Annotated in this window: 10 protein-coding genes; 8 read left to right on the forward strand and 2 right to left on the reverse strand. The window is 69.5% G+C overall.

Features of this window, described 5'->3' with window-relative positions; genetic code table 11:
• The first annotated feature begins 156 nt into the window (after positions 1–156).
• The 6 genes from AC07PA_RS32010 to AC07PA_RS32035 all read left to right on the forward strand — a co-directional run bounded on the left by AC07PA_RS32010 (position 157) and on the right by AC07PA_RS32035 (position 7,769).
• Positions 157–297, forward strand: coding sequence for a hypothetical protein (locus tag AC07PA_RS32010; protein ID WP_494610223.1), 141 nt, complete (start codon positions 157–159; stop codon positions 295–297).
• 67 nt (positions 298–364) lie between these two features.
• Positions 365–1,933, forward strand: a complete 1,569-nt coding sequence (locus tag AC07PA_RS32015) for a glycine betaine ABC transporter substrate-binding protein (protein ID WP_494610222.1) — start codon at positions 365–367, stop codon at positions 1,931–1,933.
• Positions 1,934–2,055: 122 nt separating this feature from the next.
• The gene (locus AC07PA_RS32020) at positions 2,056–3,447 is read left to right on the forward strand and encodes a hypothetical protein (RefSeq protein WP_494610221.1); all 1,392 of its coding nucleotides are present in this window, start codon (positions 2,056–2,058) and stop codon (positions 3,445–3,447) included.
• A gap of 236 nt (positions 3,448–3,683) precedes the next feature.
• Positions 3,684–5,432, forward strand: a complete 1,749-nt coding sequence (locus tag AC07PA_RS32025; protein ID WP_494610220.1) for a methyl-accepting chemotaxis protein — start codon at positions 3,684–3,686, stop codon at positions 5,430–5,432.
• Between the two features lie 95 nt (positions 5,433–5,527).
• Complete coding sequence (locus AC07PA_RS32030; protein WP_494610219.1) at positions 5,528–6,769, forward strand: hypothetical protein; 1,242 nt, start codon at positions 5,528–5,530, stop codon at positions 6,767–6,769.
• Positions 6,770–6,818: 49 nt separating this feature from the next.
• Complete coding sequence (locus AC07PA_RS32035) at positions 6,819–7,769, forward strand: TIGR03571 family LLM class oxidoreductase (protein WP_494610218.1); 951 nt, start codon at positions 6,819–6,821, stop codon at positions 7,767–7,769.
• Between the two features lie 156 nt (positions 7,770–7,925).
• On the opposite strand, the gene AC07PA_RS32040 is transcribed toward AC07PA_RS32035, so the two are convergent.
• Positions 7,926–8,561 (reverse strand): FMN-dependent NADH-azoreductase, encoded by a 636-nt coding sequence (locus tag AC07PA_RS32040; protein WP_494610217.1) that lies wholly within the window; start codon positions 8,559–8,561, stop codon positions 7,926–7,928.
• A 90-nt stretch (positions 8,562–8,651) separates the two neighbouring features.
• Between AC07PA_RS32040 and AC07PA_RS32045 the strand changes: the two genes are divergently transcribed.
• Both AC07PA_RS32045 and AC07PA_RS32050 read left to right on the forward strand, forming a co-directional pair.
• Complete coding sequence (locus AC07PA_RS32045; RefSeq protein WP_007851476.1) at positions 8,652–9,035, forward strand: winged helix-turn-helix transcriptional regulator; 384 nt, start codon at positions 8,652–8,654, stop codon at positions 9,033–9,035.
• A 201-nt stretch (positions 9,036–9,236) separates the two neighbouring features.
• Complete coding sequence (locus AC07PA_RS32050) at positions 9,237–10,373, forward strand: ABC transporter substrate-binding protein (protein WP_494610216.1); 1,137 nt, start codon at positions 9,237–9,239, stop codon at positions 10,371–10,373.
• Between the two features lie 279 nt (positions 10,374–10,652).
• Here AC07PA_RS32050 and AC07PA_RS32055 read toward each other — a convergent pair whose 3' ends face one another.
• Entirely contained in the window at positions 10,653–12,815 is a 2,163-nt protein-coding gene (locus AC07PA_RS32055) for a putative bifunctional diguanylate cyclase/phosphodiesterase (RefSeq protein ID WP_494610215.1), read from the reverse strand.
• Positions 12,816–12,944: the final 129 nt, after the last annotated feature.

Genomic DNA, 12,944 nt, shown 5'->3' on the forward strand with positions numbered 1-12,944 from the left:
TGGACCGCCACCGCTGATTCGATCCTCGAAAAGTTGCATCGACTTTGCTCACGTATCAGCGGGACAGCACACTAGCATCCAGCCCCCAGGCCGGGCAACGCGATCCCCGAAATTAGTGTGAACAGGCCCTACGACCCGGGACCGCCCCAGAGGCTGATGTTCAGCGACCAGGCCCGCCTGGACCGCTACCTTGCGCTGATGAACCAGGTGCAGCTTGGCGCCCAGCAGGGCGCCCAGGCCAGGACCCGGTTGGTCCAGGCGTTGGCCGAACGGCCCGCCCGCCCTGCCAAGCCCTGAAGGGCCCTGGACGGCCAGAATCTGCCGGCAGCGCAGCCTCGGGCGCAAAGCAGCGCAGAATGGCCCGATGCACCCCACCCGACTGCCCTGGCGCACCGCCGCCAAAGCCACCCTGCTGGTGCTGGCCAGCACCCTCGCCTGGCCCTTGCAGGCGGCCGCAGAGTCGCTGGCCGTGGGCTCCAAGCGCTTCACCGAAAGCTACATCCTCGGCGAGGTCATCACCCAGGCCGCGCGCCAGGGCGGCGCCACGGCCGAGCACCGCCAGGGCCTGGGCAACACCGCCGTGGTGGTCGAGGCGCTCAAGACCGGCTCCATCGACGTCTACCCCGAGTACCTGGGCACGGTGGAGCGCGAGATCCTCAAGCTGCCCACCGGCTCGCCGCGCGAGACCATCGACCGCAGGCTGCGCGAGATGGGCCTGGCCATGGGCGTGCCGCTGGGCTTTTCCAACAGCTATGCGCTGGCCGCCAGCGCCGAGGTGGCGCGCAAGCACCAACTCAAGACCCTGGGCGACCTGCGCAACGCGCCCGATCTGCGCATCGCCATCTCGCAGGAGTTCCTCGGCCGCGAGGACGGCTGGCCGGGCCTGTCCAAACGCTACCAGCTGCCGCAGCGGCCCACCTCCATCGACCACGGCCTGTCGTACCAGGCGCTGGCCTCGCAGCGCATCGACCTGACCGACATCTACACCACCGACGCGCGCATCGCCGACCTGGGCCTGGTCACACTGCAAGACGATGCCAACTACTTCCCGCGTTATGACGCGGTGCTGCTCTACCGTGCCGACCTGCCCACGCGCGCACCGCAGGCCTGGCAGCAGATCGCCGCGCTCGAAGGCCGCATCGACGTGACGCGCATGATCGCCATGAACGCCCAGGCCGAGCTGCAGGGCCAGGCCTTCCCGGCGATTGCGGCCGGCTTCCTGGCCGGCGCCGCCCAGCCTCCAGCGGCACCCGCCGCTGCAGCCAGTGCGGCCAGCGCAGCCACGGCGCAGGCCCGCCCTTCCCTGTCCAGCGCCATCTTCGGCGGCGACTTCTGGCGCCTCACGCGCGACCACCTGTGGCTGGTGGCGGTGTCGGTGGGCATCGCGGTGCTCATCGGCATTCCGCTGGGCACGCTGGCCGCGGCGCGGGCGTGGCTGGGCCAGGGCATCCTGGGTTTCGTCGGCCTGCTGCAGACCGTGCCCTCGCTGGCGCTGCTGGCCGCGCTGATCCCGCTGCTGGGCCGCATCGGCACCTTGCCGGCCATCGTCGCGCTGAGCCTGTATGCCCTGCTGCCCATCGTGCGCAACACCGCTGTGGGCCTGCTGCAGGTGCCGCAGGGCACGCGCCAGGCCGCCGTGGCGCTGGGCATGACGCCCGCGCAAAGCTGGCGCTTGGTGCTGCTGCCGCTGGCCCTGCCGGTCATCGTGGCCGGCATCAAGACCGCCACGGTGATGACCGTGGGCACCGCCACCATCGCCGCCTTCATCGGCGCAGGCGGCTATGGCGAGCGCATCGCCCAGGGCCTGGCGCTCAACGACGGCACCACCTTGCTGGCAGGGGCCATCCCCTCGGCCGGGCTGGCGGTGATCTTCCAGGTGGTGTTCGAGGTGGTGGAGCGGATTTTTCGGCGCCAGGGTGCGGCACCCGGCTGATGCGGCCCAAGTAAAAGCGCCCCGGGCGTGAAATGCGTCACACCGCGCCGCTCGCGTGGCCGCTGGCCGGTGCTTCAATGGCGGCTTCGCCACCGCACCGCCCGCATTGATTGCACTGCCCCATGACCACCTACACCAGCCACTGGCACCAGGCCGCAGCAGACAACGCCCAGGGCCCCCTGCTGATCAAGATCACGCTGCTGCCCCATGGCTACGACGGCCATGCCTACTGGAAGCGCCAGGAGGCACGCGCCTCGGACCGCGAGTTCAGGATGGTGGAGGACCTGCGCCTGGACCCCGAGGGTGGCCCCCAGGTCGTGCTGCAGCGCCTGGTGGACCTGCGCCAGGCCCTGGCCCGGCAAGGGTGGCAGGAGATCGTCGTGCACGACAGCCTGACCCTCTTCCCCAAGAACCTGCTGGACCACCGCCCCAAGACCGGGGACGAGTGCCTGATGGACCTGGCCGCGCTGTACACCGAATGCAGCGACCACGAGAACGCCCTGGCCGCCCTGCAGCGCTGCCGCCACAGCGAACAGGCGTGGTACTGGCGCACGGCGGCCCGGCGCGCCCACGCCAACCGGGCACGCGCCAACCCGGGCCCGGGTGCGGACGGCGACTGGGCCGCAGCCGTCGAGCACGCCATGTTCATCATCCACCAGGCCGCAGACACCGACGCCGCGCAGCCGCACGCCATGTACAGTTTTGGCGACAGCTACCGGCACACGGCTTCGCAACTGGCTGCGGCCGCGCAGACCGTCGCCGAGTACCTGCTGAACATCGCCGGCGACCCTGAGCAGGCGATGCAGGCCCTGGCCATCGCCGATGCCACGAACCATGGCACCTCTCAGCTGCAGCAATTGAAGGTGACGGCGCTGCTGCAGCTGGACCGCAGCACCGAGGCCTACGAGACGCACCTGAAGTGGCGCCTGCAGATGCCCGAGGTGCTGGAATCGCCCGGCTACCGGGACTTTATCGAACGCCAGCAGACCCAAGCACGCGACGCGCAGAGCCAGCGGATCAGCCAGCTGCGCTTTGACTTCGCCACGGGCACCCCGGCCTCCGAAAGCGAACTCGAGCAGCTGCTGCGCCATTTTCAGCAACCCTCCCATGCCTACCTGCAGTGGATCAGCCAGGCCGAGCGGCACCAGCTCACCGTGGCCGATGGCGAGAACGAGGAGACCTACACGCTGTTCAGCATCCCGGCCGCCCTCGACAAGCACGAAGAGCTGCTCGGCTGGCTGGCGCTGCACGACGAAAGCTCACCCGAGCTGGCCGAAGAGATACGCAGCGCCATCGCCGACAGCGGCATCGACCCGCGCCACATGCTGCCCATCGTGGGCGACGCGAACTCCTCGGACTGCTTCCTGCTGCGCACGCAGGGCCCAGGCGCGGGCGGCATCTACTTCTGGGCGCATGACGAATGCACCGTGTTCAGCCCCATCGTGGACAGGGCCGACCAGCTTTTCCCCTGGCTGCAGGCGCAGGCCAGGGCGGGTTCGACCTTCGTGCTGTAGGCGCGGCCGCGCGCGCAGCCGCCAGCCATGCCCAGCCGGGAGGGGGCCGGTGGGAGAGCCCCTCCCCGCGCAGTTCCAGCGCGCCAAAAAACCCTTCTGAGAATCCGCTTCCCGCGGTATGGTGGCTGCCGACAACCGCCGCCATCCCAGGATTCACATCGTTCGCAAGCCCTGCCGCCGCATCGGTGCGGCGTGCAACGGCGCTGCCTTGGAACTTACCCAGAGGGAGAATCGCCATGGACAAGATGACCATCGCCACCCGGCTCGCAGTGGCTTTTGCAGCGATGGTGCTGCTGCTCATGGCACTGGGCGCCACCAGCCTCGTGCGCTCTGCCGACCAGCGCTCCGAGCTGAGCGATGTCATCGACACGCGCGTACCGATCACCAAGGCGCTCGGTGTGCTGGCCAACAGCGTGAACACCCAGGCGATCCAGTTCCGCAACCTGGTGCTGTTCAACTCCGAGCCCATCGCCCGGTCCGCCCACGAGCAGATCGCCTCGTCGCGGGCCACCACGGCCGACCAGTACAAGCTGCTGGACACGCTGATCTCCTCGCCCAAGGGCGAGGAGCTGCTGGCCACCATGCTCAAGGCGCGTGCCGACTTCTACCGCCATGGCGACGAGTTCCTGGCCCTGGTGCAAAAGGGCCAGAAGGACGAGGCCACCAAACTGCTGGAAGAAAAACTGCGCCCCATCCAGCTCGACTACCAGAAGGCGCTGCGTGACCAGGTGGAATTCCAGGCGCACCTCACCGACGAAGCCGGCAAGGAAGCCGAGGCCGCCGCCGCGGCCCTGCTGCGCGACGTGCTGATCGCCGGCGCACTGGCCATCGCCCTGGCGATCTTCCTGGCCATCACCATCATCCGCTCCATCACCCGCCCCCTGGCCCAGGCCGTGCAGGCGGCTGACCGCGTTGCCGCCGGCGACCTCAGCGGCGACATCGTCGTGCAGTCCCGCGATGAGACCGGCCACCTGCTCAGCGCCCTGCAGCGCATGCAGCAAAGCCTGGTGGCCACCGTGACCACGGTGCGCGGCAACGCCGAGAGCGTGGCCTCGGCAAGCGCGCAGATCGCCTCGGGCAACAACGACCTGTCGGCGCGCACCGAGCAGCAGGCCTCGGCCCTGGAAGAGACGGCGGCCTCGATGGAAGAGCTCGGTTCCACCGTGCGCCAGAACGCCGACAACGCGCGCCAGGCCAACCAGCTGGCCCTGAGCGCATCGACCGTGGCCGTACAGGGCGGTGACGTGGTGGCCGAAGTGGTGGAGACCATGAAAGGCATCAACGCCAGCAGCAGCAAGATCGCCGACATCATCTCGGTCATCGACGGCATCGCCTTCCAGACCAACATCCTGGCCTTGAACGCGGCGGTGGAAGCGGCGCGGGCAGGAGAGCAAGGCCGCGGCTTTGCCGTGGTGGCCAGCGAAGTGCGCAGCCTGGCCGGGCGCAGCGCCGAAGCGGCCAAGGAAATCAAGAGCCTGATCACCGCCAGCGTGGAGCGGGTGGAGCAAGGCACCTTGCTGGTGGACAAGGCCGGCACGACCATGACCGAAGTGGTGGCGGCGATCCGGCGGGTGACGGACATCATGGGAGAGATCAGCGCGGCCAGCAGCGAGCAAAGCGCAGGCGTGGGCCAGGTGGGAGAAGCGGTCACGCAGATGGACCAGGCCACACAGCAGAACGCGGCGCTGGTGGAAGAGATGGCGGCGGCGGCGAGCAGCCTGAACAGCCAGGCGGGCGAGCTGGTCAACGCGGTGGCGGTGTTCCGGCTGGCACACGACGGGGCAGGCAGCCAGCGCGCCAGTGCAGCCCCGGCCCCCGCCCCGGCGCCTGCGGTGCGCAAGCCGTTGGCCATGGCCGCCCCACGGTCCGTGGCAAAGTCTGCCCCGGTCGCGCTGGCCAAGGCAGCGGCTTCCAGGTCGCTCGCCACCAGCCCCGCCGCCAGCAAAGCCACCGCTGCCCGCGACGACGAGTGGGAAAGCTTTTAGGACGAGATGCCGATGCGTGGGCGGATGCGCCCATGCAAACATTTGCTCCTTCTACGCCCCTGCCGATCCGTGGACAATCGCGGCAGGAGGGAGAGATGGAAATCAACAAGAACCGCACCCTGGCGATGTGGGCCGGGCTGCTGGCCTCGGCCGCATGGTGGAGCTATGTGCTGTTGGGCGCAGGCGGCCACCATGATTTTCCGCGCCTGCTGACGCTGGGGGTGCTGCCGCTGGCGGCAGCCTGGTCCATGGCATGGGCCTGGTCGGCCTGGCATGCCCGGCGCCTGGCGACAGGCGGCGGCGCCGCAACCGGACAGGCCGTACAGGGGGTAGGCCCGCTCGCAGAGGGGGAGGCGCCCCGGTCCCAGGCCCTGGTGGCATGGTTCTCCGTGGGCATTCTCGCGGCCGGCTTGCTGGTGGTGAACCGGCAGGTCCACCTGTCGGACCTGGGTGCGCCGCGCACGTTCTTCCTCGCCCTGGCAATTGCGTCGTTCGTGGTGTGGGGCGTGTATGGCCTGCTGGCCTGGGCCGTCCTGCGCGCGGTGCGTGCCCTGCCCGCCGGGGTGCCGGCCATCCTGGCCAGCCTGCTGATTGCCGCGGGCATGAACTACGACGCCCATGCCCGCATCGGGCAGGTGCGCGCGCTGCAGGCCGCCAATGCCCGGGCCATTGCGCTGCTGCAGGCCCTGCAGCGGGGCGACGAGGTGGGCAGCGAGCAGGTGCGCCAAGCCCGGGCCGGGATCTTCGGCCCGCTGCTACAGGCCCAGGTGGACGTGCACCATGCCGTGGCAGTTGCCCTGCAGACCCATGGCGATGCGTTCGAGGCGCTGGACCTCGGGGGCATGCTGCTGCCCACCGCTCTCGCGTCCGCCGCCGCGCGCGAGGCCAGCATGGCTCGGCTGGAAGACTGGCGCCAGGCCAACAGCGACTTCCACACGCAGGCGATGCAGGCCGTCGCCAACTACCGTGCCGCCACGCAGGCCGCGGTGGTGCAGTTCCTGGCGCACGATGCGCAGGCCTTCGAGCGCAGCATGCAGGCGTCGGCCACCGCGATGGCCGACCAGGCCACGCTGGTCGCACAAGCCCACGGGCGGGGCGTTGCCACCGTGGCCGCCCTGATCCGCCACATGGATGCGCCCAAGGGCCGGTACTTCCTGGACAAGGGCCCGCCGCCCCGGCTGTTCTTCCAGGAGGATGCCGTGCTCGACCGCTACCGCCAGCTCCTGGACCAGCTGCGCCGCACCAGCGAGCAGGAGAACGTCGCCCAGGACCTGCTGGCGCAGGAGGGCGCGCAACAGGCGGGCCGGCTGGTGCAGCTGCTCGAGCCCACACGCTGAGTGAAGGCCGCGGGCACGGCGGCGCCCCGAGGAGGCTATCCTCTGCGCCATGTCCTCGCCTTCACCCTTCAACGCCGGCCACGCCCTGGTGTTCCAGCCCGGGCGGCTCACGCTGGGCTTCATGACGCCGTTTGGCCACCATGGCGGCGCCATGGCCGATCTGGCCGAATCCACGCGCCTGGCCACGCTGGCAGACGACCTGGGCTTTGCCGCCCTGTGGGCGCGCGATGTGCCGCTGATGATCCCCCAGGGCAGCGACAACACCGCCAGCGCGCTCGACGACCCTTTCTTGTGGCTGGCCGCGCTGGCCGCATCCACGCGCCGCATCGCCATCGGCGCGGCGGCCATCGTGCTGCCGCTGCGGCATCCGCTGCATGTGGCCAAGGCGGCGCTGTCGCTCGACCGCCTGAGCAACGGCCGCTTCATCCTGGGCATGGGCTCGGGCGACCGACCCGAGGAGTTCGCCTCGTTCGGCGAAAGCCTGGACGCGCGTGGCGAGGCCTTTCGCGCGCGCTGGCCGCTGGTGCGCGCTGCCTTGTCGCCCGATGCGCAGGAGCGGCAGGCGCTGCTCGACGCCACGGGCGGCTACGACCTGATGCAGCCGCCCACGGCGCGCATCCCCATGGTCGTGGTCGGCTCGGCCCGCCAGTCCCTTCAGTGGACGGCCGCCCACGCCGACGCCTGGGCCAGCTACCACCGCGAGGAGGCGCGCCAGCAGGGCCGCATCCACCTGTGGCAGCAGGCGCTGGAGCAAAAGGCCGGCGGCGAGCGCAAGCCGTTTGTCCAGTCCGTGCAGCTCGACCTGCTGGCCGACCCTGGCGCCCCCGCCGAGCCGCTGGAGCTGGGCCTGCGCACCGGGCGCAACGAACTCATCGCCTACCTGCAGCGCCTGCAGGCCATGGGCGTGGCGCACGTGCTGTTCAACCTGGCCCAGGGCAGCGGCCGCGCGCCGGCCGAGGTGCTGCGCGAGATCGGCGAGCAGGTGCTGCCCCGGCTGTAGGGCCTCAGAAGCTGTTACCAGGTCTAGGATCTGGGCAGCTCCACCGCGCCGCCGGTTTGGTATACCGGGTTGCCGGCCAGGAACTGGCGCGCGTCCGCAAGGCTGGGCCTTGCGCAGGCCGCCCGGTCGGTCGCGTCTGCGTGCATGAGCAGGCAGCTATGCTGCCGCCTGCACCACCGCAGGCAAAAAGCCCTGCAGGAACTCCCCGCGCGGCTGCTGCCCCAGGTCCACCGCCTTGGTGCCGCCTGCGGCGACCACGGTGAGGTCCTCGATGCCGATGACCTTCAGGATCAGCCGCAGGTAGGTGCTGGCGATATCGCGCTCGCGGATGGGCGAGCCCTCGGTGTACACGCCGCCCGAAGCGATCAGCAGCGTGGCCCGCTTGCCGCGCACCAGGCCCTCGCCGGTGGCGCCCAGGGTGAGCCCCTTGCGCACAATGTGGTCCACCCAGGCCTTGAGGTGGGCAGGCACGTTGTAGTTGTAGACCGGCGTGCTGATGGCGATATGGTCTGCCGCCAGCAGCTCGGCGACCAGCGCATCGGACAGCTGCAGCTGTGCCTTCATGGCCGGCGTGTGCTGCCCGGCGGGCGTAAGACTGGCGCCCAGCCAGGGCGCGGTGACATAGGGCAATGCGGTGGTGGTCAGGTCGCGCTGCACCACGCGTCCACCGGGGTGCGTGGCCTGCCACTGGGCGACGAAGGTGCTGGCGAGGGCTCTTGAAACGGAGTGCTCGCCACGCGGGCTGGCCTGCACCAGCAGCAGGGTCGGGGTGGGGTTGGAAGTCACGGTCATGCAGTCCTTGTCATACAGAAGAGTTAACGAACAATTTGTTCGTTACATCAGTATGGGATGTGTGGCACCATGGCACAAGAAGGCACTTTTATGAGCGAAACGAACATTTCTGTTCCCAAGGAAACGCTGTCCCCCACCGACTGCAAGGGCCTGGCCGACGTGCTGGCCAGCGTGGGCGACAAGTGGACCATCATGGTGGTGGGCGCGCTGGCCAAGGGCCCGCTGCGCTACAACGAGGTGCAGCGCCGGGTGAGCGGCATCTCGCAGCGCATGCTGACGCTGACCCTGAAGCGCCTGGAGCTCGATGGCATCGTCACGCGAACGCTGTTCCCCTCGGTGCCGCCGCGTGTGGACTACGAACTGACCGAACTGGGCCAGACCCTGCGTGGCGCGCTGCTGCCGCTGCACCTGTGGGCGGCGAAGCACCGCGACGCCATCGTGCGCAACCGCGAGGGGGCGAGCGGCGAATCCTGACGCAGCGCACAACGGGCGAGCGCGGTGGCGGGGCTTTATGTAGACTCACGCACTCGCACCACGCAGCACACGCTGCCGCATTGGCTGGTTGGTTGTTGGCGTGGGTGCGAAGGTTCCAATCCATGCTTCGGTGCCGCGGGGGAGATCGTGTTTTTCGGGTGGTGCGGGCCGGGCGTAATACACAACGATTCACAACATTCCATGCGTACCATTCGCTTCCTGTGCCGCTCCGTGCTGGCCGCTTCCGTGCTGTGGTCCGCCAGTTCGCTGGCGCTGGCCCAGGGCATCGTCTTCGGCCAGATCGGCCCGTTCACCAAGCTGCCGGTGCCCGATGCGGTAGAGGTCAACCAGGGCATCAAGGCCTACCTGACCCAGGCCAACAAGACCGGCATCAAGGGGCAGAAGATCACGCTGTTCGAGGCCGATGACCAGTACAGCGCCGAAGGCTTTCTCGAGCAGTTCCCCAAGGCGCTGGAGAAAAAGCCGCTGGCGCTGATCTCGCCCATCGGCTCGGCAGCCATCAAGCGCATGCTGGACGACAAGCTGCTGGATGCCGCGCCCGTGGTGGTGATGAACGCCGTGCCCGGTGCCGAGAGCCTGCGCACCCCCGGCCACGCCAAGCTGTTCCACATCCGCGCGGGCGACAAGCAGCAGATCGAGAAAATCGTGAGCCACACCCGCACCCTGGGCATGGCGCGCCTGTCGGCGCTGTACCAGGACCTGCCCATCGGCACCTCGGGCATGGCCATGGCGCAGGAAGCCGCCAAGGCCACGCAGGGCATCACCCTGCAGGGCACCAAGTCCGCCACCGACGCGGCCGCGCTCGATGCTGCCGCGCAGCAGGTGGCCAAGCAGGACGCCCAGGGCGTGCTGGTGCTGGGCGCACCGCGCTTCATGGCCGAGGGCGTCGCCGCGCTGCGCAAGGCGGGCGTCAGGCAGTCGATCTTCGTGCTGTCGTACGTGCCGGCCGGCCTCATCGTCAAGTTGGCGGGCGTGGAAGGCGCTCGCGGCGTGGGCATTGCCCAGACCTATCCCAACCCCAACGGCAAGACGCTGCCCCTGCACCGCGAGTTCCAGGCTGCAATGAAGGAGGCCTTCCCTGCCGTGCAGGAGTACACCTCGTTCCACCTCGAAGGGTATCTCTCGGCCCGCACCGTGGGCGAGGCGCTCAAGCGCAGCAAGGACGCCAACCCCGGCGCCGCCAGCCTGGCCGCCACGCTCACTTCCATGGGCGAGATCGATTTCGGCGGCTTTCGGGTCGACTTCTCCAAGGGCAATGTGGGCAGCCGCTTCGTGGACATCGGCGTGATCGGCAGCGACGGGCGCCTGCGCTACTGAGCGAGCCGCCTGCGCTGCTGCCCGCAAAAAGCGCCCGCCCCGAGGGGCGGGCGAACGGACAGAGGCCGGCTGGAGTACCCGGCAAACGCGCGAGAGCGCAAGATCACGAACGCGTCATCTATCCAGCCACGTCTACCCACGTGGCGCCGCACCATGGAACGGCGTTTCCACTATCGCCCGCCCCGAGGTGCCGGGCTGTAGGAGCACAGGCCCCTGGACAGGCCCGATGGGCCCCGGCGGGCAGGGACCGGAGTCCTACACCGCGCAGGCGCCTGGCCGTCACAGGGGCGAGAGCGCGCCCACCAGCGAGGGCGTGAAGTCCGCCCCGCCCTCGGGCCGGACGCCATGGGCCCAGGCCAGCAGCGCGGCAGGAGGCAGCGGTCGGGAGAAGAGAAAGCCCTGCAGTTCATCGCAGTCCATGGCCAGCAGCACGTCACGCTGGCCCGGGGTCTCCACCCCCTCGGCCACCACGCGCAGGCCCAGCGCGTGCGCCAGGCCCACGATGGCGGCCACCACGGCGCGCGCATTGGCACTGTGCTCCAGGTCGCCCACGAAGCTGCGGTCGATCTTGAGTTGCTGTGCGGGCAGCTGGGTCAGGTAGCGCAGGCTCGAATAGCCGGTGCCGAAGTCGTCGATGGACAGGAACACACCGATGGCGCCCAGCCCCTCGAAGGTGCGGTGCACGGCCTTGATGTCCTCCATGGCCACGGTTTCCGTGATCTCGCACAGCAACTGCGAAGCCTCCAGCCCGTGCTCCTGCAGCGTCTGCCCGATGCGCGCCACCAGGCCCTTGTCGCGCAGCTGGTGCACCGACAGGTTGACCGCCACGCGCATGCGCAGGCCGTCATGGCGCCACTCCACGATCTGGCGGCAGGCCTCGTCGATGACCCACTGGCCCAGCTTGCCGATGATGCCGATGCGCTCGGCCAGCGGTATGAACACCAACGGGCTGACCTGGCCGTGGCGCGGGTGGTTCCAGCGCAAGAGCGCCTCCACGCCGCTGATCTGGCCGCGCCGTCCGTCGATCTTGGGCTGGTAGTGCAGCGACAGCTGGCCGCGCTCCAGCGCATGGCGCAGCTCGCCCTGCAGCTCCAGTTGCTCGGACACGTCGGACACCATGTGCGGCTCGAACAGCGCATAGCAGCTGCCGCCCGCGCGCTTGGCTTCGTACATCGCGGCGTCGGCATTCGCCACCAGCTTGCCCGGCTCGCCAGGGCCGGGGTGCACCACGATGCCGATGGAGCACGAGATCTCGATGCGCCGCCCCGCGGCCTCGAAGGGCTGCGACAGCGATGCCAGCACGCGCCGGGCCACCAGCACGCAGGCCTCCTCGTCGGCCACGTCGTTGAGCAGGATCAGGAACTCGTCACCGCCCACGCGCGCCACGGTGTCGCTGTCGCGCGCCTCGTCGCGCAGGCGCGCGGCCGCCTTGCGGATCACCACGTCGCCCACCGCATGGCCGAAGGAGTCGTTGATGGGCTTGAACCCGTCCAGGTCCACGAAGAGCACCGCCATGCGCTCGACCACGCCCTCACGGTTGCTGCGCTCCAGCCGGCGTGTGGCCAGCGCCAGGCGGTCTTCGAACAGCAGGCGGTTGGGCAGGCCGGTCAACGGGTCGGCAAAGGCGCGCTGCTGCAGCTCTTCGTTGGCGGCCTGCAACCGGGCATTGCTCTCGTGCATGGAGTGCGAGGCCGTGCGCGTGGCACGCTGCAGCCGCGAATCCACGATGGAGGTGAGCAGCGTGATCACCAGCAGCGCGCCGGCGATCATCGCCACCGCAGTCTGCAGGCCCGGGCCACCGAGCTCGCCAGCCGTCAGGCAGACCGAGCCCACAGCGAAACTCGCGGCCGCCATGCCCAGGTAGTGCGTGCCGCAGATCGCAAGCGCCAACACGAACGAGGCCGCCAGTTGGTAGCCCATGCGCCGGGGCCGCTCCACCCGGCGCAGCAGTTTGAAGATCACCAGCGCCAGCGCCGACGCCAGAAACGCCACCAGCACCGACAGCGCCACCAGCGGCACATCCCAGCTGATGGCGGGCGACATGCCCATGGCCGCCATGCCCACGTAGTGCATGGCACTGATGCCCGCCCCCATGGCCACGGCGCCCAGCAGGATGCGCGGGCGATCGAGGCGCTTGCGGCTGGCCAGCTCCAGCGCCACGCCGGACGCGGCCACCGCCGCCACCCAGGACACGAAGGTCAGCCCCTGGGAGAAGCCGATGGCGATGGGCAGCTCCAGCGCCTGCATGCCCATGAAATGCATGGCCCAGATGCCCGTGCCCATGACCAGCGAGCCCGCGGCCCACCAGGCCAGGCCGATGCCGCGCTGCGAGGTGCGTACCCGGCGCGCCATGTCGAAGCCCACGTACGACGCGAACACGGCCATGGCCAGGGAGCCCGCTACCAGCAGCAGGTTGTAGCTCAGGGGCATGGACGGGGTCATGGAGTGGGCGGCGGCAAATGCGGCAAATAGTGCGGAGGGTAACTTTTGCCGGCCCCCTTGCGTGTAGGAATAGGCTGACACTTGCTGCCAAACCTGCTGCCGAACTTGCGGCCAACATTCTGTTGCGCT

Source organism: Acidovorax sp. GW821-FHT09B03 (genome assembly GCF_059418305.1).